The organism is Streptococcus sp. HMSC072D07 (assembly GCF_001814835.1).
Classification (GTDB): domain Bacteria; phylum Bacillota; class Bacilli; order Lactobacillales; family Streptococcaceae; genus Streptococcus.
Genome location: NZ_KV818066.1, coordinates 257,930 through 280,961 on the forward strand (window position 1 = coordinate 257,930; position 23,032 = coordinate 280,961).

General features: G+C 43.5%; 17 protein-coding genes. 15 read left to right on the forward strand and 2 right to left on the reverse strand.

Translation table 11 applies throughout. The features are described from left to right. Positions 1–69: 69 nt before the first annotated feature. The gene (locus HMPREF2991_RS06150) at positions 70–927 is read right to left on the reverse strand and encodes a 5'-nucleotidase, lipoprotein e(P4) family (protein WP_065371543.1); all 858 of its coding nucleotides are present in this window, start codon (positions 925–927) and stop codon (positions 70–72) included. 367 nt (positions 928–1,294) lie between these two features. On the opposite strand from HMPREF2991_RS06150, the gene HMPREF2991_RS06155 reads away from it, so the two are divergent. Genes HMPREF2991_RS06155 through HMPREF2991_RS06185 form a run of 7 tightly spaced genes read left to right on the forward strand, consistent with a single transcriptional unit; the run spans position 1,295 to position 6,630 of the window. Then, the gene (locus HMPREF2991_RS06155) at positions 1,295–2,299 is read left to right on the forward strand and encodes a uroporphyrinogen decarboxylase family protein (RefSeq protein ID WP_070569288.1); all 1,005 of its coding nucleotides are present in this window, start codon (positions 1,295–1,297) and stop codon (positions 2,297–2,299) included. Positions 2,300–2,310: 11 nt separating this feature from the next. After that, positions 2,311–2,514 (forward strand): hypothetical protein, encoded by a 204-nt coding sequence (locus HMPREF2991_RS06160; RefSeq protein WP_000837737.1) that lies wholly within the window; start codon positions 2,311–2,313, stop codon positions 2,512–2,514. Between the two features lie 2 nt (positions 2,515–2,516). Further along, the gene (locus tag HMPREF2991_RS06165; RefSeq protein ID WP_001291555.1) at positions 2,517–3,515 is read left to right on the forward strand and encodes a uroporphyrinogen decarboxylase family protein; all 999 of its coding nucleotides are present in this window, start codon (positions 2,517–2,519) and stop codon (positions 3,513–3,515) included. 11 nt (positions 3,516–3,526) lie between these two features. Continuing rightward, positions 3,527–4,405 carry a transporter substrate-binding domain-containing protein gene (locus HMPREF2991_RS06170; protein WP_000037003.1) on the forward strand — a complete coding sequence of 293 codons (879 nt, stop codon included), beginning with the start codon at positions 3,527–3,529 and terminating at the stop codon, positions 4,403–4,405. Positions 4,406–4,437: 32 nt separating this feature from the next. Then, complete coding sequence (locus HMPREF2991_RS06175) at positions 4,438–5,130, forward strand: amino acid ABC transporter permease (protein WP_070569285.1); 693 nt, start codon at positions 4,438–4,440, stop codon at positions 5,128–5,130. Between the two features lie 3 nt (positions 5,131–5,133). Further along, the gene (locus tag HMPREF2991_RS06180; RefSeq protein ID WP_000350561.1) at positions 5,134–5,856 is read left to right on the forward strand and encodes an amino acid ABC transporter permease; all 723 of its coding nucleotides are present in this window, start codon (positions 5,134–5,136) and stop codon (positions 5,854–5,856) included. A gap of 9 nt (positions 5,857–5,865) precedes the next feature. Beyond that, positions 5,866–6,630: an amino acid ABC transporter ATP-binding protein gene (locus tag HMPREF2991_RS06185; RefSeq protein WP_000942251.1), complete on the forward strand. Its 765-nt coding sequence runs from the start codon at positions 5,866–5,868 to the stop codon at positions 6,628–6,630. Between the two features lie 187 nt (positions 6,631–6,817). Here the strand turns inward: HMPREF2991_RS06185 and HMPREF2991_RS06190 are convergent, their stop codons facing one another. Continuing rightward, on the reverse strand, positions 6,818–10,534 hold the full coding sequence (locus HMPREF2991_RS06190; protein ID WP_070683662.1) for a pullulanase: 3,717 nt from the start codon (positions 10,532–10,534) through the stop codon (positions 6,818–6,820). A gap of 442 nt (positions 10,535–10,976) precedes the next feature. On the opposite strand from HMPREF2991_RS06190, the gene rpoB reads away from it, so the two are divergent. From rpoB to HMPREF2991_RS06230, 8 genes are all read left to right on the forward strand, one after another. Beyond that, positions 10,977–14,588, forward strand: coding sequence for a DNA-directed RNA polymerase subunit beta (rpoB, locus tag HMPREF2991_RS06195; RefSeq protein ID WP_044021431.1), 3,612 nt, complete (start codon positions 10,977–10,979; stop codon positions 14,586–14,588). 32 nt (positions 14,589–14,620) lie between these two features. Then, positions 14,621–18,286 carry a DNA-directed RNA polymerase subunit beta' gene (gene rpoC / locus HMPREF2991_RS06200; protein WP_070569279.1) on the forward strand — a complete coding sequence of 1,222 codons (3,666 nt, stop codon included), beginning with the start codon at positions 14,621–14,623 and terminating at the stop codon, positions 18,284–18,286. A 110-nt stretch (positions 18,287–18,396) separates the two neighbouring features. Continuing rightward, on the forward strand, positions 18,397–18,816 hold the full coding sequence (gene ndk / locus HMPREF2991_RS06205) for a nucleoside-diphosphate kinase (RefSeq protein ID WP_070569276.1): 420 nt from the start codon (positions 18,397–18,399) through the stop codon (positions 18,814–18,816). Positions 18,817–18,951: 135 nt separating this feature from the next. After that, on the forward strand, positions 18,952–19,575 hold the full coding sequence (locus tag HMPREF2991_RS11220) for a hypothetical protein (protein ID WP_070569273.1): 624 nt from the start codon (positions 18,952–18,954) through the stop codon (positions 19,573–19,575). Between the two features lie 83 nt (positions 19,576–19,658). Beyond that, positions 19,659–20,102, forward strand: coding sequence for a tRNA (adenosine(37)-N6)-threonylcarbamoyltransferase complex ATPase subunit type 1 TsaE (gene tsaE / locus HMPREF2991_RS06215; RefSeq protein WP_000556957.1), 444 nt, complete (start codon positions 19,659–19,661; stop codon positions 20,100–20,102). Next, a complete protein-coding gene (locus HMPREF2991_RS06220; protein ID WP_070569270.1) occupies positions 20,092–20,613 on the forward strand; it encodes a GNAT family N-acetyltransferase in 522 nt (173 codons plus the stop codon). Before tsaE ends, HMPREF2991_RS06220 begins: the two co-directional genes overlap by 11 nt. 4 nt (positions 20,614–20,617) lie before the next feature. After that, the gene (locus HMPREF2991_RS06225) at positions 20,618–21,658 is read left to right on the forward strand and encodes a glycopolymer--peptidoglycan transferase LytR (RefSeq protein WP_070569267.1); all 1,041 of its coding nucleotides are present in this window, start codon (positions 20,618–20,620) and stop codon (positions 21,656–21,658) included. Positions 21,659–21,730: 72 nt separating this feature from the next. Beyond that, the gene (locus tag HMPREF2991_RS06230) at positions 21,731–22,987 is read left to right on the forward strand and encodes a competence/damage-inducible protein A (RefSeq protein ID WP_070569264.1); all 1,257 of its coding nucleotides are present in this window, start codon (positions 21,731–21,733) and stop codon (positions 22,985–22,987) included. The last annotated feature ends 45 nt before the right edge of the window (positions 22,988–23,032 follow it).

Genomic DNA, 23,032 nt, shown 5'->3' on the forward strand with positions numbered 1-23,032 from the left:
GTCTTTTTTGATATTCTCACAAATACGATATCTTGTGGTTGGTGTAAACTGGTAGATAGTTCTCTTATTTTATTTATCAAAACCTTGTAAGTTTTTTTGGCGCTCTTCAGTTTGACCCTTGGCATCCAATTTATTACCATTGTAAACAGTACTTTCCCATGATCCGTACATTGGGTTAGGGAAAATGATGAATTTCTCACCAAACTCTTTTTGTAATTCCTCTAATTTTTGGTCGCGCTCAGTTTCAGAGGTCTTTGAAAACTCTGCAAAGTCCACAAGATTGTCTCCTAGTAGCATGACTAAGTTGGTTTTTTCTTGGACTGCTTGTCTACGACCTTCTTTAGATTTGACGCCTTTTTCTAAGAACATGAGATGATCGCGGCTTTGTACAGGAATCCCTTCGTTTTCTAGGTTTTTGATCGTATCATCTACCTGATCTATCGTGCGGTCAGATACATAGTAAATTTGGACACCGTTTTGGTCTGCAAATTGGAGAAAGTCTTTAGCACCTGGTACAGCCTTGGCTGCGGCCTTTTTTACCCAGACATCCCAGTTTTCTGGGGTAAATGCTGTTCCATCTTTGACATTTTGCGCTTGATAAGGGCTATTGTCTAATACGGTTTCGTCTAAGTCCAAAACGATAGAGTAGGGTTTATCTGTCTGTGTTTTTAGTAGTTCTTTCAAACGATTAGTAGCGACATTGTAACCTTGTAGATAGAGTGCCTTGGTTTCAGCTGCTTTTTGATACCAAAGAGTTGACATAGTATTTTCTCTTGAACGCAACTGATCATAGGTCATTGTAACCTGATTGTCAGATGTACTACTTTGTGTTGTCTGTGAATTTGCCGAATTTGTACCACAGCCAGTCAGTAAAATGACGGAAGCAAGTGTAGAAGCAATTGTAATGGTAACTTTGGATATTTTCATAATCCCATCCTCCTAATAATAGTCTATTAATATTGTAGCGTTTTCGCGGGATTTGTGCAAGGGAATATTGGGAGAAAATAAATTTTTCAGTAGTAATTTGGTATTAGGATAAAATTATGTACTTAATTTGGGAATGAAGATGGATATAAAATTTTCCAATCGGCTTGATAGAAAATCTATATCAGCTCCTTTTTGAAAAATAGATGAAAATAAAGTAAATCTTTGAAAGGCTAGTAACATCAAGCTTTTCAGGGATTTTTTTCTTTATAGATATAAAAATTTCCAATCGAGTTGATAGTCAATATATATTGGGAAAAGGGGAAAAGGAGTGGTAAGATGGTTTCAATCCAAATGGAAGGAGAGAGGTATGGCAAGTAAAAGAGATCTAGTCTTTAGAGCGATTCGAGGCGATGAAGTGGAAAGAGTTCCTGTCGGATTTTGGTTTCATTTTGTAACACTCGAAGAAAAGGGGCAGGGATTAAATAATCCACGTATCTTTCAAAAAAGTGTTGATGGGCATCGCAACTATGTGGAAAGGATTCGCCCTGATTTTGTCAAAATTATGAGCGACGGTTTTTTCCTTTATCCAAGTAATGTCTATAGTCCTAAGATCGCAAGCATTCAGGAGCTGTCTTCTATTGAGTCGATTAGTGAGGAACACCCATGGATTCAGCAACAGGTGGAAGTGGTACAAGCGATTCGAGAGACCTTTACAGAAGAGATTGCTTCTTTCTACAATATCTTTTCACCGATCTCCTACCTCAAGCGCTGGTTCCGTACAGAAACTTCTCGAGGAGATAAGGAAGTGGCTAATCTATTGCTTGAAAATCCTGAGCAATTCAGAGTGATTCTAGATGTGATCGCAGGAGATATTGCTTCCCTAACTCAGAAAATCATTCAGCAAGGCGGTGTTGACGGGATTTACCTTAGCACCCAGGAAATTCAAGATGAGCGCATCACACCAGCACTCTACCAAACCTATATCGAACCGAGCAATATAGCGATTTTGGAGGCAGCCAATCAGGTTGGTGGGACCAATATCCTCCATATCTGTGGTTTTGAAGGTGCGAGCAATGATGTGACGATATTTAAGGACTATCCAGCTCAAGTGGTCAACTGGGCGACTCATCATGAGGATGTTAGTTTGACACAAGGTCAAGAGTTGTTTCCAGGCAAGGCCGTTTTAGGTGGATTTGAAAATGGCAAAAAAAGTTTGCTTTATCAAGGTTCCAAGGCGGAATTGCAAGATGAAACAAGACGGTTGCTGGCTGAAGCGGGTAGTAAAGGCGTTCTTCTGGGAGCTGACTGTACTGTTCCAGATGACTTTGACTTAGAGAGGTTGGACTGGATTCGGCAGGCAGCTGTTCTCTAAAAGGAGGAGTTATGAAAAGTAAAAGATGGGGCATCTTCATTGCAGTTGTCGGTTTGCTGGCTTTGGTTGCCATAAGCGTCGTAAAAAATGGGCATTGTAAAAATGGAGAGAGATGTCGTGGAGTTCAGGATTTTTCCAAGTCCAGTCTTCCCTTTCTACGCTCGAATGATATCGCAAGCAGTTTATTAGTTGAAAAAGTAAGAAATGGAGAATAAGAATGTCAGAAAAAAGAGAATGGGTTTTAAAAGCATTTAGAGGTGAAAAGGTTGATCGTGTGCCAGTTGGTTTTTGGCACCATTTCACATCCGAAGACGAATGGCTACACGGTTTCTCAAATCCAGTCATTATCGAGAAGAATATCGAGGGCCATAAGCGCTTTATACGAGAAATTCAGCCAGACTTTATCAAGTTAATGAGTGATGGCTACTTTGCTTATCCAAATCCAGCGATTGCCAAAGGCAAATCACTTCAAGAATTGGCGACCATTCAACCACTCGGACCAGAGCACGCTTGGATAAAAGAGCAGGTGGCCTTGGTTCAGAAAATCAAGCAAGAGTTTACAGAAGATATCGTTGCGATTTACAATATTTTTGCTCCTGTGACCTATCTCAAGTGGCTACTGGGGGAAGTGTCTGGTGGCGATGATCTCATTGCTGATTTTTTGGTGGAAGATCCTAAAGCTCTTAAGAAGGTGTTGGATGTGATTGCAGAGGATATTGCGAGTCTCAGCCGAGCTGTTATCGAAGAGGCTGGTGCTGATGGAATCTACCTCAGCGTGCAGAGTATCCAAGATCAACGAGTGTCGGCAGCAGATTATCAAGCCGTCATTGCACCTAGCGAGATAACGGTTCTGGAAGCAGCTAGTGCTGTTGGTGGAGTCACAGTTCTTCATATCTGTGGCTACGAGGGAGCGCGAAATGATATTCACCTTTTTGCAGACTATCCAGCCCAAGTCTTTAACTGGGCTGTAGGACCAGAGGGAATCACTCTCAAGGAAGGTCGTGAGATTTTCAAGGGACGTACGGTTCTTGGAGGATTTGAAAATGGCAAGACAGGCTTACTGTATACTGGTAGCAAGGATGCCATTCAGGCTGAGGCAAAGAAACTAGTTGCAGAAGCTGGGGAACAGGGCTTGGTACTTGGGGCAGATTGTACCATTCCAAGTGATATCGCAGTTGAACGTATCCAGTGGGTGAGAGAAGCGCTTGAAAACTAAAGGAGAAAAAGATGAGTAAAAAAGCATGGATTATCGGTGGTGTAGCAGTTGTTGCAGTAATTGGGGCAACGATTATCGGGAGAAGTTTAGCTGGCGCTCCAGCCAAGGAGGGAGAAACGGCTTCGTCTGCTGAAGTCATAACCTTGAAGGTTGCCCATACACAAAACTACGTACCTTATGACTTTGTCAATGAAAAAGGGGAATCAGATGGTTATGAAGTAGCTGTTTTGAAGGCTGTTGATGAGAAGTTGGCAAACTATCAATTTGAATATACAGGTACCAGTGATGATGACCTCTTGATTGGTCTGGAATCAGGCAAGTATGACATCGGAACCAAGGGAGCTTGGTACACAGATGAACGAGCTAAAAAGTTTGTCATTCCATCTGAACCAGTGGGAGCGAGCATCATCGGATTTACTGTCAGAAAAGAAGATGAACAGAAATACAAAACAATTGATGACTTTGCTAAGAATAAAGGGAAATTGGTTCCCATCTCTCCACAGAATGCTCAATGGAATGTTATCACCAGCTACAATGAAAAACATCAGGACGCACCGATTGAGCTAACAGCAGCAGAATCCTTTAAAGTAGCAGATGCCTATGCCTGGGTCTTAGAAGGACGTTATGACGCCTTCTTTGATATCAAACTGTCCTTTGAAAAAGCAGTTACCGCAGAAGATGGCCCTTACCACCAATATGCGGATAAACTCAGCTGGTTCCCATACAAGGGCATTCCAACTTATCCCTTGATTCACCGTGATGAAAAGGGTGAGAAATTCGCTAAAGAATATGAAAAAGCAATCAAAGAGTTGAAGGAAGATGGAACGCTTGCTAAGTTATCTCAGCAATACTTTAAAGAAGATGTCTTTAGTTATGTAGACAAAGACTAGACCAGAAATTCCAAGACTAGAAAGGGTTTTGCATGGTTTCTTATGATTTTTCCAAGGTCTTTCAGTTTTTGCCGACCTTATGGCAGGCACTTCCTATGACCTTGTTCATTCTCTTTTTTACCACTCTTCTTGGTTCCCTTTTTGGAGGTCTCTTGGCCTGGGCACAAGTAGGAGATGACAAGAGTTTTGCAGCGATTTCCAAAGGCTATATCTTTACCCTACGTTGTACACCGCCGATTGTCTTGCTTTTTCTAGTCTTTTATGGCTTGCCAGAATTTCTGAAATGGTGGCTTGGTTTGGATATCAACAACTGGTCTAAAACTATTTTTGTTCTCTTGACGATGATTCTCTTGTTTGCGGCTATTGTTGCCGAGGTTTTCAAGGCGGCCTATCAAGCTATTCCAAAGGGGCAGACAGAGGCCGGGCTTAGTATTGGTTTGACTCCAAGTCAGACTTTTTGGAGAATCATTTTTCCTCAAGCTTTTCAAGTTGCTCTTCCCAATATAACAACTGCTATTCTCAATCTCATGCGGGATGCTGCCTTGGCCTATACGATTGGTTTTGTTGATGTTATGGGGGCCGGGAATCTCTTGATCAGTCGCAATTTAGGGAACTACTCTCTGGAAACCTATACGGCAGTTGCGCTTCTTTATTGGGGGATTGCCTTGGTTATTTCTAGCTTGAGTCGTTTGCTTGAGAAGTCTTTGGAAACAAAAGGGAGGTAAGAAATGGATATAGACTATATTGTAAAGACCTTTCTGGAGACCTTGAAGGGTGTGCCAATCACCTTGATTATCATGATTGTGGCTATGGTCTTAAGCTTTTTACCAGCTCTATTTTTAGCCTTGGGGCAGATTTACAAGGTTCGAGGTGTGAGGAGTTTTTCTCTGGTCTATCTGGCCTTTATCCGAGCGACTCCTCCGATTTTATTGATTCTCTTCTTTTATAGTTTGTTTCCAAGCCTGCTGAATCAATTTCTCAAAAGCATAGGAAGTGACTTTGATATTTTCAAACTTGATCCTCTCTATTATGCCTTTATCATTTATAGTTTGATGACAGTCGGGAGTTTGTCGGAGATTTTGCGTTCAGCTATCTTGACGGTGGACAAGGGACAACTAGAGGCAGCGCATGCGATTGGCTTGACTACGCCCCAGGCCTATCTAAGGATTGTTTTTCCTCAAGCCTTGCGCTCAGCCTTGCCTAACTTGGCCAATCTGGTGATCAATATCGTCAAGGGAACCTCCCTGGTCTTTGTTATGACCATCAAGGATATCACCGCTATTGCTCGTGTGGAAGCGTCCTACGGTTACCAGTATTTTGAGTCATATTTTGTGATCTTTTTGCAGTATATTTTGATCTGTGGTTTGATTCAGTGGGGCTTCTCTCTACTGGAAAAAGGCTATGTGAAAAAAGAAAAAAGTGCAAAAGCATCTAGTGCGCGTTTTGTATAGGAGGACAGGATGTTACAAGTAGAACATATCGCAAAAACATTTGGTGAGAGGCAGGTGCTGGAGGATGTCAATCTCCAGGTCAACCAAGGGGATGTCGTCGTTATCTTAGGGCCATCAGGTTCGGGGAAAACGACCTTTCTCCGTTGTCTCAACCACTTAGAAAAAGCTGATAGTGGCCGTTTGACCTTGGCAGGAAAAACCTATGACTTAGCCAAATTAAGCAAGAAAGACATTCTAGAAATTCGCCAAAAAACAGCCTTTGTTTTCCAGCACTACAATCTTTTTGCGAATAAAACTGCTCTGGAAAATATTCTAGAAGGCCTAATCGTAGCTCGTAAAGTTCCCAAGGAAGAAGCGCTCAAACGTGCAGAATCTGCCTTGGAAAAAGTTGGTTTACTTGCTTATAAGGACTACTACCCTTCACAACTATCTGGAGGGCAACAACAACGAATAGGAATTGCGCGTGCCATTGCCGTCAAGCCCGAGGTCATTTTGCTAGATGAACCAACTTCTGCACTAGACCCTGAGTTGGTTGGAGATGTTTTGGATGTTCTGAAACAGTTGGCGGGAGAAGGTGTGACCATGGTGGTCGTCACGCATGAGATGGGATTTGCTAGAGATGTCGCAAACCACGTTATTTTCATGGATGGAGGCCGTATCGTAGAGGAGAACAATCCCCACGATTTCTTTAGTCGTCCACAAGAAGAACGAACCAAGCAGTTTCTGGCTCGTATCTTATCAGACGCTAGCTATAGTGTAGAATATATGATTTGATAGCTAAGTGTATCATAAAAACAACACCCCATGGCTAGAAGAGTCTTCTAATCATGGGGTGTTTTTCTATAGGAGGGCTAGTTTATACTCTTCGAAAATCTTTTTAAACTACGTCAGCTTCGCCTTGTCGTACTCGAGTAAAGCCTGCGGCTAGCTTCCTAGTTTACCCTTTGATTTTCATTGAGTGTTATTTCTTTTTCTTGTTCTTTATCAACCATCCAAGTCCGAGAAGGGCAAGGATGCTGAATCCAGCAAGGGCAAGGAGGGATTTGCTCTCAGTTCCTGTGTTTGGAAGGAGGTTCTGAGAGTGAGCCTCTGCAGCAGTTTCTTGAGTTTCAGGATTGGCTGCTAGGTTTTGAGCTTGACCTTGTTCTGGTTCGACTTCCAAGCTAGAAAGGTCAAATTCTGGTTTTTCTTCCACAGCTGGAGCGACAATGGCACCACCTTGAGACAAGCGGAGAACGACAGCAGTGAGAGCGTTCAATTTCAAGCCTTTTTCAGTCCATTCGAGACCTTGAGGGTTAGCAATTCCTACTGGTCCTGCTTGATTTTCATCTGCCAGGACTTCAGCCTTTCTCAAGTGAGCAAATGCAGTTCCTAGAGTAAATTCACGAGCCTTATCATCCGCATTGACAAAGACAGCGTAGACATCACCGTTTGGAGCAGTGATTTGGTAGCCGATGGTCACATCTTCTTTTTCAACGCCATTTTGTCCTGGAACAGTAATGAGGTGGACGCGCTCTTTGATGTCTTGCAGACTCTTGAGTCGGAAGGCATCTGTCGATTGACGAAGGGCGATCAATCCTTTCATGTAGTTACGGCTCTTGACATTTTCAGGGAAGGCTTTACCATCTGTTGCCTTGGTCCAATCAAACTTGTTGACAGCATCACTAGAGTCGTAAGAGTCATGGATAAAGTAAGGATAGACAAAAGGCTTGCCGTCCTTATCACGCAATAAGTGAGACTTGTTTGGAACTTTATCTTCAGGAACAGGAGTCTTATAGGCTGGGTCTAGGAATTGTTTGGTACGTCCGTATTCCTGACCAGAGTGGATAAAGGGAGTTCCTTGAGCAGTCAAGACCATGAGGTTTCCAAGTCGCAAACGACGATGAATCTCAGCGTAGTTTTCAGCCTTGCTAGGGTCTTTTTTGATAGACTGGGCAATGATGTCAAAGAGGGTCAAGTTATCATGGGCTGCAATGTACTGGATAACATCTCCAGGACTGTCTGCTTCAAAGTTAGTTGGTTGAGCAATCAGATTTTTAAAGATGGTATTGATATCGCGTTTTCCACCTGTGATAAAGGCAGGTTGACCTTCGTTTGGATAGCCAGACTTGAGGTTGTTACGGATGTCGTCTGAAAAGACAGCGACAGTATCTGTTTTCTTCATCCAATCTTGGTCAGCAGGTTGTACAGGCGTATTTTCATCACCAGTATAGGTTCTCCAGCCTTCACCTAGCATGATAAGATTTGGATTGAGGGCGCGTGCAGCTTTATACGCTTCTTCGATAGAAGCCGCATCGTGGTCACCCATCATATCAAAGCGGAAACCATCTACTTTGTAAGTTTCAACCAGATACTTGATGGAGTCTACCAAGACACGTTTAGACATGTAGTGGGTAGTTCCCAAACGGCCGCCTCCGAAGCTAGTACGTGGAGTTCCGTCTGCGTCCATAAAGTGATAGTAGTTTGGCTCAATATCCTCAAAAATATCAACGTTGGCAGTATGGTTGTAGACTACATCCAAGATAGCTCCCATACCACGTTTATGGATCTCGTTGATGAGGTTTTTGAATTCTGCGATACGTTTTTCTGGATCCTTAGGATCGCTTGAGTACATACCAGTCAAGGAGAAGTAGTTTTGAGGGTCATATCCCCAGTTATAGTTGCTGTTGCTTGAAGCGTAGGCAGACAAACGTTCTTGGTTCTTCAATTCATTGACAAAGTAGTAGGACAAGACTGGAAGGAGCTGGATGTGGGTCACACCCAAGTCTTTGAGATAGTCTAGTTTTTCGATAAAGGCTTCAAAGGTACCAAATGGCTTGGTCAAGTCTTTTGCGATGGCAGGATCCGAAGTGAAGTCACGCACATGAGCCTCATAGATAACAGCATCTTCACGTGATTTGAAGTTACGAATCTTTCCATAGGTCAAGTCTTGCGGACCTAACTTCGCTGGATCGACAAAGGCAGCTTTAGCGACCTTATGAGCGGCATCTGTTTTTGCTAGGTCACTGTTCCAAGCCGCTAATGATTTGGCATAAGGGTCAAGAACGAGGACAGTTTTACCTTGGCGCTCGATCTGGTAGTGGTAGTAATAGCCAGTGTAGTTGCTGATACCGAGACCAGAGTTTGCATCCAGAGTTTGTTTCCAGGTTCCTTTTTCTCCTTTTTCAAAGGCGACAGTTCCAACTACTTTTTCAGGGTCTTTCTTGTCATAGACAACAACGGAAACCTTATCAGCACTTGGAGACCAGAGCGTGAGGTCAACACGCTTGCCATCTTCTTTTAGAGTTGCGCCGAGTGGACCATCGTAACTGTAGGATTCATCCTTGAGGCGCCAGCTTGAACGTGTGGTAAAGCGGTCTGAATTGTAGCTGACAGTGTACGGGTGTTGGGTGTCAGAGAAGTTGCCGATGTAGGTCACTTTTTTACCTGCCTCATCCACTTCCACGTCTGTGATAGCTACTTTATTCCCTTGGTAATCAGTGATGCTGGAGTGTTTGAGGATATCGTCTTTCTTAGCTCCAACGAGGGTAGAAAAACTGCTTTCGATACGAGATTTAGCCACGTGTTGGGCACCAGTCATACGGATATCGTGAACGTAGTAGGGGTTGGTGTAGATGGTTTCGTCATCATCTTTGAGGAAAATCTGACTGTGATTTTTTAGATCAGTGAATTTATAATCTTCTTTTCTGATTTTCACATCGTCGCCTTTCTTGCTTTCGTCTAGTAATAAAAATCCAAATTCTCTTGCAGCTTCATTGAGTGGGATATCAATGTAGCGACCATATTTTCCAGTTGCGGTAAAGTCAGTACCGTCAGGCCATTCTCCACTGCTTGGGTTTTTGACATCGCCCCAATACCAAAGAGATTTTTTATCATAGTTGCCATCGGTGCGGTAGTAGTTGACACGAATAGTTCCTGCTGGTTGAGGGCGGTAGTTGTATACCTTGTAGTTTTCATCTAGCCAGGCCTCGTTCATTTTCGGAGAGAGGCGCTCTACCGAACGGTCCCCAGTCAAGTTATCTCCTTTGGTATTGTTGATAAGGAAGCTGACTTTCTTGGCTTGCTCATTTTTGAGTTTGACATCTAGGTAATAGCCGTAGTCATCTTGCTTGGCATCCTTGAAGGACTTGGCTCCATTGGGCCAGTTTTCAGACGGTTTTTCAACATCGTCCCAAGTCCAAAGACCTTGAGAATCTTTGTTTTCTTCTGGGAGTTTTTTTACGTGGATGCGGAAGTGGTTGTCTGCGATGGGTTCTTCAGAAGATGTGTCAGCTTGTGGTTTTTGATCTGAAGTTGGCGCCGAAGTGCTGGCATCTACTTTCTCTTCCGCGCTATTAGCCTGACTTGTAGCAGCATCTTCTGTTTTAGGTGTTTCTGGTACCGTAGTAGTTTCCACAGCTGGAGCTTCTTTTTTAGAATCAAGGGAAGCGTTTGCATTCTTTTGTTCAGAAATAGGCGTTTCCGTTTGAGTTTGACTCGTTTCAATCTCAGTAGGGGCCTTGGTCACAGCGCTGGTATTTTCCTGAGTTTGAGGAAGGTTTTCGTTGGCCGAAATAGTTGGCATTGTAGCAGAAAGCAAGACAATACTGGCACCAATAAGGACAGAACCAGTTCCGTTCTTCAAGGAACGGATACCATAAATCATTTTTTTCTCAGTTTGAGATGGGATCTTTTTCATCACAATTCTCCTTGTGTAGTTGTTCCCTAACAGTATAGCACGAGGTAAACATTAGTGCAAGCGTTTTCCTGATTTTTGAGAGAAAATATAATGCTTCATTCTCTTGAAATTTTAAAATAATATATAGGAAAAGATTGTTTAAAAAATAGTAAAAAAACCTTGAAAAATCTAGCTAAATAAGGTATAATAAAAGTAATCATTTGTCGTAGGTTTTGTCTGAAATATTGTCCAGACAAGGCTCACAGCAGTTAAATCTTCTGAAAAAGTCAGATTTAGCTGCTCTTTTTGTGCTTTTTTTCAGGTTTTTGAGTGCTTGTAACAAAGATTTAAAGATTCTGAAAATTCGTCAAAGGGACACGGTGATAGGGGTTTTAAAAACCATATGACGATTAGAAAAGCCTGATTGACAAGGCTTGGAATTTATTTACAAAGGAGAATCATCTTGGCAGGACATGACGTTCAATACGGGAAACATCGTACCCGTCGTAGTTTTTCAAGAATCAAAGAAGTTCTTGACTTACCAAATTTGATTGAAATTCAAACGGATTCATTCAAAGATTTCCTAGATCACGGTCTTAAGGAAGTGTTTGAAGATGTATTGCCAATTTCAAACTTCACAGACACAATGGAGTTGGAATTTGTTGGATATGAAATCAAGGAACCCAAATACACGCTCGAAGAAGCTCGTATCCACGATGCTAGCTACTCAGCACCAATTTTTGTAACCTTCCGCTTGATCAATAAAGAAACAGGCGAAATCAAGACCCAAGAAGTCTTCTTTGGTGATTTCCCAATCATGACCGAAATGGGTACTTTCATCATCAACGGTGGTGAACGTATTATCGTTTCTCAGTTGGTCCGCTCACCAGGTGTTTACTTTAATGATAAAGTAGACAAGAACGGTAAAGTGGGCTACGGTTCTACTGTTATCCCTAACCGTGGAGCTTGGTTGGAACTTGAAAGCGACTCAAAAGACATCGCTTATACTCGTATCGACCGTACTCGTAAGATTCCATTTACGACCTTGGTTCGTGCACTTGGTTTCTCAGGTGATGATGAAATCTTTGATATCTTTGGTGATAGCGAATTGGTTCGCAACACTATTGAAAAAGATATCCACAAGAATCCAATGGACTCTCGTACAGACGAAGCCTTGAAAGAAATCTACGAACGCCTTCGTCCAGGTGAGCCTAAGACTGCTGAAAGCTCACGTAGCTTGCTTGTAGCACGTTTCTTTGACCCACGCCGCTACGATTTGGCAGCTGTTGGTCGTTACAAGATCAATAAAAAACTCAACGTTAAAACACGCTTGCTCAACCAAACCATTGCGGAGCCATTGGTAGACCCTGAAACTGGTGAAATCTTGGTAGAAGCTGGTACCGTCATGACTCGTAGCGTGATCGAGAGTATCGAGCACCACTTGGATGGCGACTTGAACAAGATCGTTTATATTCCAAACGATGCAGCTGTTTTGACAGAACCAGTTCTCCTTCAAAAATTCAAGGTTGTTGCCCCAACGGATCCAGACCGTGTTGTAACCATCATCGGAAATGCCAATCCAGACGACAAGGTTCGTGTTGTAACTCCTGCAGATATCCTTGCTGAGATGAGCTACTTCCTCAACTTGGCAGAAGGTATCGGACGTGTGGATGATATCGACCACCTTGGAAACCGTCGTATCCGTGCAGTTGGTGAATTGCTTGCCAATCAAGTACGTCTTGGACTTTCTCGTATGGAACGTAATGTCCGTGAACGTATGTCTGTTCAGGACAATGAAGTTTTAACACCACAACAAATCATCAATATCCGTCCTGTAACAGCTGCGGTTAAAGAATTCTTTGGTTCATCACAGTTGTCACAGTTCATGGACCAACACAACCCGCTTTCTGAGTTGTCTCACAAACGCCGTTTGTCAGCCTTGGGACCTGGTGGTTTGACTCGTGACCGTGCTGGATATGAAGTTCGTGACGTGCACTACACTCACTACGGTCGTATGTGCCCAATCGAGACACCTGAAGGACCTAACATCGGTTTGATCAATAACTTGTCATCTTACGGACACTTGAATAAGTATGGATTTGTTCAAACACCATACCGTAAGGTTGACCGTGAAACAGGTGTTGTTACGAATGAAATCGTTTGGTTGACAGCCGATGAAGAAGATGAATTCACTGTAGCGCAGGCCAACTCTCGTCTTAACGAAGATGGAACCTTTGCTGAAAAAGTTGTCATGGGACGTCACCAAGGGGTCAACCAAGAGTATCCAGCAGAAGTGGTTGACTACATGGACGTGTCACCAAAACAGGTAGTTGCCGTTGCGACAGCATGTATTCCTTTCTTGGAAAACGATGACTCCAACCGTGCCCTCATGGGTGCCAACATGCAACGTCAGGCCGTGCCATTGATTGATCCAAAAGCACCTTACGTTGGTACTGGTATGGAATACCAAGCAGCTCATGACTCTGGTGCTGCTGTTATTGCCCAGTATGATGGTAAAGTTACATACGCAGATGCTGACAAGGTAGAAGTACGCCGCGAAGATGGTTCATTGGACGTTTACCACATCCAAAAATTCCGTCGTTCAAACTCAGGTACTGCTTACAACCAACGCACTCTCGTTAAAGTTGGCGATGTCGTTGAAAAAGGCGACTTTATCGCTGACGGACCTTCTATGGAAAAAGGGGAAATGGCGCTTGGACAAAACCCAATCGTTGCCTACATGACATGGGAAGGTTACAACTTCGAGGATGCCGTTATCATGAGCGAACGCTTGGTCAAAGACGATGTCTACACATCTGTCCACCTCGAAGAATACGAATCAGAAACGCGCGATACAAAGCTTGGGCCTGAAGAAATTACTCGTGAAATTCCAAACGTTGGGGAAGATGCTCTTAAAGACCTTGACGAAATGGGTATTATCCGTATCGGTGCTGAGGTTAAAGAAGGGGATATCCTTGTAGGTAAAGTCACACCTAAGGGTGAAAAAGACCTTTCAGCTGAAGAACGTCTCTTGCACGCTATCTTCGGAGACAAGTCTCGTGAAGTGCGTGATACTTCTCTTCGAGTACCTCACGGTGCCGATGGTGTCGTTCGTGATGTTAAGATCTTTACACGTGCAAATGGAGATGAGTTGCAATCAGGTGTTAACATGCTGGTTCGCGTCTACATCGCTCAAAAACGTAAGATCAAGGTCGGAGATAAGATGGCCGGACGTCACGGAAACAAAGGGGTTGTCTCTCGTATTGTTCCTGTAGAAGACATGCCTTACCTTCCAGACGGAACTCCAGTCGATATCATGTTGAACCCACTTGGGGTGCCATCGCGTATGAATATCGGTCAGGTTATGGAGCTCCACCTTGGTATGGCAGCCCGTACTCTTGGTATCCACATCGCAACACCAGTCTTTGACGGAGCAAGTTCTGAAGACCTTTGGGACACTGTTAAAGAAGCAGGTATGGATAGCGATGCTAAGACAATCCTTTACGACGGACGTACAGGTGAGCCGTTTGACAACCGTGTATCAGTTGGTGTCATGTACATGATCAAACTCCACCACATGGTTGATGATAAATTGCACGCTCGTTCAGTCGGACCATACTCAACCGTTACCCAACAACCACTCGGAGGTAAAGCTCAGTTTGGTGGACAACGTTTCGGTGAGATGGAGGTTTGGGCTCTTGAAGCCTACGGTGCGTCAAATGTCCTTCAAGAAATCTTGACCTACAAGTCTGACGATATCAACGGACGTTTGAAAGCTTATGAAGCCATTACAAAAGGAAAACCAATTCCAAAACCAGGTGTTCCAGAATCCTTCCGAGTTCTTGTGAAAGAATTGCAATCTCTTGGTCTTGACATGCGTGTCCTTGATGAAGATGACCAAGAAGTGGAACTTCGCGACTTGGATGAAGGAATGGACGAAGATGTCATCCACGTAGATGACCTTGAAAAAGCCCGCGAAAAAGCAGCCCAAGAGGCTAAAGCAGCCTTTGAAGCTGAAGAAGCTGAGAAAGCAACAAAAGCGGAAGCAACAGAAGAAGCTGCTGAACAAGAATAAGCAGTTCACTTAGAATAGAAAGGGAAGAAATAGTGGTTGATGTAAATCGTTTTAAAAGTATGCAAATCACCCTAGCTTCTCCAAGCAAAGTCCGTTCATGGTCTTATGGAGAAGTCAAAAAACCTGAAACAATCAATTACCGTACGTTGAAACCAGAACGTGAAGGACTCTTTGATGAAGTCATCTTTGGTCCTACAAAAGACTGGGAATGTGCTTGTGGTAAGTACAAACGCATTCGTTACAGAGGGATTGTTTGTGACCGCTGTGGGGTTGAAGTAACGCGTACAAAAGTTCGTCGTGAGCGTATGGGGCACATCGAGTTGAAAGCTCCTGTATCTCACATCTGGTACTTCAAGGGGATTCCAAGCCGTATGGGCTTGACTCTTGATATGAGCCCTCGTGCCCTCGAGGAAGTTATCTACTTTGCGGCTTATGTGGTGATTGATCCTAAGGATACACCACTTGAGCACAAGTCTATCATGACAGAGCGCGAATACCGTGAGCGCTTGCGTGAGTATGGTTATGGATCATTCGTTGCCAAAATGGGTGCCGAAGCCATCCAAGACCTCTTGAAACAAGTAGATCTTGAAAAAGAAATTGCCGAACTCAAAGAAGAGTTGAAGACAGCTACTGGACAAAAACGTGTCAAAGCCATCCGTCGTTTGGATGTTTTGGATGCCTTTTACAAGTCTGGAAACAAACCTGAATGGATGATTCTCAACATCCTTCCAGTTATTCCACCAGACCTTCGTCCAATGTTGCAGTTGGATGGTGGCCGTTTTGCCTCATCTGACTTGAACGACCTTTACCGCCGTGTTATCAACCGTAACAACCGCTTGGCTCGTTTGCTTGAGTTGAACGCACCAGGTATCATCGTTCAAAATGAGAAGCGTATGCTTCAAGAAGCGGTTGACGCTTTGATTGACAACGGTCGTCGTGGTCGTCCAATCACAGGACCAGGTAGCCGTCCACTGAAATCATTGAGCCACATGCTTAAAGGGAAACAAGGGCGCTTCCGTCAAAACTTGCTCGGTAAACGTGTTGACTTCTCAGGACGTTCCGTTATCGCCGTTGGTCCAACGCTTAAGATGTATCAATGTGGGGTGCCACGTGAAATGGCGATCGAGCTCTTTAAACCATTCGTCATGCGTGAAATCGTTGCTCGTGACATCGTGCAGAACGTCAAAGCGGCTAAACGCTTGGTGGAACGCGGAGACGAACGTATCTGGGATATTCTTGAAGAAGTAATCAAAGAACACCCAGTACTTTTGAACCGCGCCCCGACCCTTCACCGTTTGGGGATCCAAGCCTTCGAGCCAGTCTTGATTGATGGTAAGGCCCTTCGCTTGCACCCGCTTGTCTGTGAAGCCTACAATGCCGACTTTGACGGGGACCAAATGGCCATCCACGTACCGCTTTCAGAAGAAGCCCAAGCAGAAGCGCGTATCCTTATGCTTGCTGCTGAGCACATCTTGAACCCGAAAGATGGTAAACCAGTTGTTACTCCTTCTCAGGACATGGTTTTGGGTAACTACTATTTGACCATGGAAGAAGCTGGTCGTGAAGGTGAAGGAATGGTCTTCAAAGACCGTGACGAAGCGGTTATGGCTTACCGCAATGGTTATGTTCACCTCCATTCACGTGTTGGTATCGCGACAGATAGCCTCAACAAACCATGGACAGAAGAGCAAAAACACAAGGTCTTGCTGACAACAGTTGGTAAAATCCTCTTCAACGACATCATGCCAGAGGGTCTGCCTTACTTGCAAGAACCAACAAATGCCAACTTAACAGAAGGTGTTCCAGCTAAGTACTTCTTGCCACTAGGTGGAGATATCAAGGAAGCTATTCGCAATCTTGAACTCAACCCTCCATTCAAGAAGAAAAATCTTGGGAATATCATCGCTGAAATCTTCAAACGTTTCCGTACGACAGAAACTTCTGCACTACTTGACCGCATGAAGAACCTCGGATACCACCACTCAACTCTTGCAGGTTTGACAGTAGGTATTGCCGATATCCCAGTTGTTGAAGACAAGGCTGAAATCATCGAAGAATCACACAAACGTGTAGAACAAATCACCAAACAATTCCGTCGTGGTATGATCACAGACGACGAGCGCTACAACGCTGTTACAGCTGAATGGCGTGCAGCCCGTGAAAAATTGGAGAAACGTTTGGTTGCCAACCAAGATCCTAAGAACCCAATCGTTATGATGATGGACTCTGGAGCCCGTGGTAACATCTCAAACTTCTCACAGCTTGCCGGTATGCGTGGTCTGATGGCCGCTCCGAACGGACGTATCATGGAATTGCCAATCCTTTCAAACTTCCGCGAAGGTTTGTCAGTACTCGAAATGTTCTTCTCAACTCACGGTGCCCGTAAAGGTATGACCGATACGGCCCTTAAGACAGCCGACTCAGGTTACTTGACTCGTCGTTTGGTTGACGTTGCCCAAGATGTTATCATCCGTGAGGACGACTGTGGAACAGACCGTGGTCTCTTGATCCGCTCTATCGCAGAAGGAAAAGAGATGATCGAGTCTCTCGAAGAACGCCTCAACGGTCGTTACACTAAGAAAACTGTTAAACATCCAGAAACTGGTGCAGTGATCATCGGTCCAAATGAGTTGATTACAGAGGACAAGGCGCGTGAAATTGTCAATGCTGGTGTGGAAGAAGTTACTATCCGCTCTGTATTTACATGTAACACTCGTCATGGCGTCTGCCGTCACTGTTACGGTATCAACTTGGCGACTGGTGATGCGGTTGAAGTTGGTGAAGCAGTTGGTACAATCGCTGCCCAATCTATCGGGGAACCTGGTACACAGCTTACAATGCGTACCTTCCACACGGGTGGGGTTGCCTCAAATACCGATATCACTCAGGGTCTTCCTCGTGTCCAAGAAATCTTTGAAGCCCGCAATCCTAAAGGGGAAGCGGTCATCACAGAGGTCAAAGGACAAGTTACTGCCATCGAAGAAGACGCGTCAACTCGTACCAAGAAAGTCTTCGTTAAGGGTGAAACTGGAGAAGGCGAATACGTGGTACCATTTACAGCCCGTATGCGTGTCGAAGTTGGAGACCAAGTCTCTCGCGGTGCAGCATTGACAGAAGGTTCTATCCAACCAAAACGTCTCCTTGCTGTTCGTGATGTCTTGTCAGTTGAAACTTACCTTCTCGGTGAAGTACAAAAAGTTTACCGTAGCCAAGGGGTAGAAATCGGTGACAAACACATCGAGGTAATGGTTCGTCAAATGATCCGTAAAGTTCGTGTCATGGATCCAGGTGACACAGACCTTCTTATGGGTACCCTCATGGACATCAACGACTTTACAGATGCTAACAAGGATGTTCTTATCGCAGGTGGAGTTCCAGCGACTGGTCGCCCAGTTCTTATGGGAATCACCAAAGCCTCACTTGAAACAAATAGTTTCTTGTCAGCAGCTTCCTTCCAGGAAACAACTCGTGTCCTTACAGATGCGGCCATCCGTGGTAAGAAAGATCATCTCCTTGGACTCAAGGAAAATGTTATCATCGGTAAGATCATCCCAGCTGGTACTGGTATGGCTCGCTACCGTAACCTTGAACCACAAGCTATCAATGAAGCAGAATATCTGGCTCCAGAACAAGAAGAGGCAGAAAACGCTCCAGTAGATGAAACTGTGGAAATCCAAGTTGAGGAAACAGTAGAATAAAAGCAAACAAGAGAACCTTTGGGTTCTCTTTGTTTTATTTCAGAAAATTTTCCCGCTTTTTCATAAAGTATGGTAGAATAGAAGAACTAAAATGCCAAGGAGGTGTCCATATGGAACAAACATTCTTTATCATTAAGCCAGATGGTGTGAAAAGAGGGCTGGTTGGCGAAATTCTGCAAAGAATGGAGCAACGAGGTTTCAAACTCGAAAAATTAGAGCTACGTTCAGCAGTTTCAGAAGCTTTGATTGATCAACACTATCAAGACTTGGTTGAAAAAAGTTTTTATCCTCCTATCCGTCAGTTTATGACTTCAGGACCAGTAGTGGTGGGCGTTCTATCAGGTCCGAAAGTGATTGAAACTTGGCGAACTATGATGGGAGCTACTCGTCCAGAAGAAGCTCTACCGGGAACTATCCGAGGAGATTTTGCCAAGGCTGCAGGAGACAATCAAGCCATTCAAAATGTAGTTCACGGCTCCGATTCGGAAGCTTCTGCAAAACGTGAAATTGCTCTCTGGTTTAAGGATTAGACTGGCAAAAAAACAGTTCTGTTGTACACAGAACTGTTTTTTTGGTCAGTTGAGCACAAAAAATGAACACTTGAGGCGGAAACAATCATTTCAAACTCCTCACAAGGTATAATCCCATATAGGGAGGGAAAAGAAATGGTAAAATCAATTCGCCTATTGTTGTTGATTGCAGTCATCCAGATTAGTTTTTCTAGTTGTCTATTATGGAAAGAAACCTTTTTATCTTTAAAACAGGCCAATGTTTATTTTTTGATTTTGATAGTAGGATTTTCTGTTTTGTGTGCTGGGATAAATTATTTCCATACAGCAGACCAGTCTAGACATAGTATTTTACATGTTCAAAAGAAAGTGAGCCTTGTTTATTACCTCCTTTTAGTAATCAATCTTCTGGCAACCTGTCTGGTTCTCTCAGAAAGCATCCAAACCACTAGCGAATTGCAGCAGGAATTGGTTGACCTCTTTTTACCCTCCTTCTTTTTCTTGCTAGGAGTAGATCTATTGATTTTCTTACCTTTTGATAAAATTTTTCGCGATATAGAAAATCACCTAAATAAAAAGAAAACAGTCGTCATTTCCGTTCTAGCTACGATGGTTTTCTTGAGGAATCCCTTAGTGATTTTCTCGATTCTCCTTTATATCAGTGTTGGTTTTCTATGCGCACGTTTTCTTTTTCCAAAATGTATTCAAAGGGAAATCTCCTTTTATGGACACCTGATTCGGGATATCTTGTTTGTTTTTTCAATAGTTGTATTCTTTTAAGTGGAGGAGAATTTTTCAAAATTGTTATAGTAAGTCCCTAAAGAAAATTCACACAAAAGAAAACTTTTTGGTATAATAGTAGCATGCACACAAAAAATGAAGAAGAGCTTCTAGCTCTCGGAGAAAGATTAGGTCATTTGCTTCAAAAAGACGATGTTCTAATCTTGACTGGAGAGTTAGGTGCGGGTAAAACAACCTTTACAAAAGGCCTTGCCAAGGGCTTGGATATCTGTCAGATGATTAAAAGTCCAACCTATACCATTGTCAGAGAGTATGAAGGACGTTTGCCACTTTACCACTTGGATGTCTACCGTATCGAAGGTGATGCTGATTCTATTGACTTGGATGAGTTTCTCTTTGGTGGCGGTGTGACTGTTATTGAGTGGGGGCATCTTTTGGGTGAAGATTTACCAGATTCTTACTTGGAGTTGGAAATTTTGAAAGAAGCTGATGGTCGTTGTCTTCATTTTACGGCTCATGGCTCTCGGGCTGAACAACTCATCAAGGAGTTTCAAGATGGAGTATGAGTTGTGTATTCGTGAGGCAGAGATGTCAGATGCTACAGCCTTGATTGCATTTTTAGATTGTGTCGGTCAAGAGACAGACTTTACTAGCCTAGATGAAAATGGCATCATGATGACAGCTTCTGAAATGGCTCTTTTTATCGAAAAACAAGCTGCATCAGAGAATCAAATTACTCTCCTCGCCTTACTGAATGATGAGATTGCAGGAGTCTTAAATATCACAGCAGACCAACATTTAAGAGTTCGACATATCGGTGATGTTTTTCTAGCAGTTCGCAAGAAATTTTGGAACCAAGGCTTGGCGACTATACTTCTAGAAGAAGGCATCGAGTGGGCTAAAGTCAGTGGCGTCTTGCGCCGTTTGCAACTTAGTGTACAAAAACGAAACGAGGCTGCAGTCCACCTCTATTCAAAAATGGGATTTATCACAGAAGGCTTACAAGAAAGAGGAGCCTATTTAGCAGAAGGGATATTTTTAGATGTTTGTCTTATGGGCAAGCTGATAAATAAATAACGAGATGATTAAAAAATTAATTGGAATGGTGCTAGGTTTCCTAGCAGTAACAGTTTTAGGTGTAGCGGTTTATGGCTATACCATCTACCAACAGGGAACAGAAACCCTAAGTAAAAAGACTTACAAAAAAATCGGGGAAGAAACCAACGTTATCGAAGCGACGGAGCCTCTGACTATCCTCTTGATGGGGGTAGATACGGGAAATGTGGAACGTACAGACCCGTGGGCGGGAAATAGTGATTCCATGATTCTCCTGACGGTTAATCCCAAAACAAAGAAAACCACTATGATGAGTTTGGAACGGGATATTTTGACCAAGATTGAGACTGGAAACGGTCAAGTTCAGGAAGCTAAACTCAATGCGGCCTATGCTAATGGTGGTGCGGAACTTGCAATTTCTACTATTCAAAAGATGATGAATATCCACATTGACCGCTATGTGATGGTTAACATGCAGGGACTTCAACAATTGGTGGATGCAGTTGGTGGGATCACTGTCAACAATACACTTGGTTTCCCAATTTCGATTGCTGACCAAGAAGAGTTTAATAAGATTTCCATCGGTGTTGGAGAACAAACCTTGAATGGTGAGGAAGCCCTGGTGTATTCACGGATGCGTTACCAAGACCCTGAAGGAGACTATGGTCGTCAAAAACGTCAACGGGAAGTCATTCAAAAAATCGTTGAGAAAGTTTTGAGCCTAAACAGTGTGAGCCACTATCAAGGCATCCTCAAAGCATTGAGCAACAATATGCAGACCAACGTAGATCTTTCAGCAAAGAGTATTCCACAATTGCTCGGTTATCAAGATTCTTTCAAGAATATTGAAACCCATCAATTACGTGGAGAAGATGCTGAGTTGCAGGGGATTTCTTATCAAATCGTCACTTCAGAACATATGCTCGAAATGCAAAATCTCTTGCGTCGTTCACTAGGTAAAGAGCCGGTGACAGAATTGGAAACCAATGCGGTACTGTACGAAACAGCCTTTGGTCGGACAGCACCTTCAACCAGTACTAACGTTTCAAACGAAGAAGCAGAATAAGAAAAGAATCAAATCGTGGGAAATTTCCTGCGATTTTTTCAAAAAAATTCGAATAGATAAGTAGGAGGAAACATGAAAGCAGAAATTATTGCTGTAGGAACAGAAATTTTAACAGGGCAGATTATCAATACCAATGCTCAGTTTTTATCAGAGAAACTAGCCGAAATCGGGGTAGACGTCTACTTCCAAACAGCTGTTGGAGATAATGAAGCTCGTCTTTTGTCCTTGCTTGAGATTGCGAGTCAACGTAGCAATCTTGTGATTTTGACAGGTGGTTTGGGACCAACTGAGGATGATTTGACCAAACAAACTCTGGCAAAATTTTTAGGAAAAGATCTAGTGTTTGACCCTCAAGCTCAAGAGAAATTGGATATCTTTTTTGCCCATAGACCTGACTATGCTCGGACACCGAATAATGAGCGCCAAGCCCAAATTGTAGAAGGGGCAACTCCACTGCCAAATGAGACAGGTTTAGCAGTAGGAGGGGTGTCGGAAGTGGATGGCGTAACCTACGTGGTCCTTCCAGGACCGCCTAGTGAGTTGAAGCCTATGGTCTTAAATCAACTCTTACCCAAGTTAATGACTGGTACCAAGTTATACTCACGAGTGCTCCGTTTCTTTGGAATTGGTGAGAGTCAGTTGGTGACCATTTTGGCGGATTTAATTGACCATCAAACCGATCCGACTTTGGCGCCTTATGCCAAGACGGGAGAAGTGACTTTGCGCTTGTCTACAAAAGCAGTTAGTCAAGAAAAGGCTGATCAAGCACTGGATATCTTAGAAAATCAAATCTTGAGTCGCCGAACTTTCGAGGGAATTTCTCTGCGAGACATCTGTTATGGATATGGGGAAGAAACCAGTCTCGCAAGTGTCGTTGTAGAAGAGCTAAAGAAGAGACAGAAAAGCATTACTGCGGCAGAAAGCTTGACGGCAGGTCTTTTTCAGGCTACTTTAGCAGACTTTTCGGGCGTTTCAGCTATCTTTAATGGCGGTTTTGTCACTTACAGCCTAGAAGAAAAGTCCAAGATGTTGGATATTTCCGAGCAAGAGCTAAAAGAACACGGTGTCGTTTCTGAGTTTACGGCTCGAAAAATGGCAGAGCAAGCACGAATTAAGATTCAGTCAGATTATGGAGTTAGTTTAACGGGGGTTGCAGGACCAGATAGCTTAGAGGGGCATCCAGCTGGCACAGTTTTTATTGGACTGGCACATGCAAAAGGGACAGAGGTGATCAAGGCTAATATTGCCGGACGGAGTCGAGCAGATGTTCGACATATTGCGGTCATGCATGCCTTTAACCTAGTTCGCAAGGCTTTATTAAGTGACTAAATTTTGGTATAATGAAAGATAGGTCTAAGGACCAGTAGAATATAG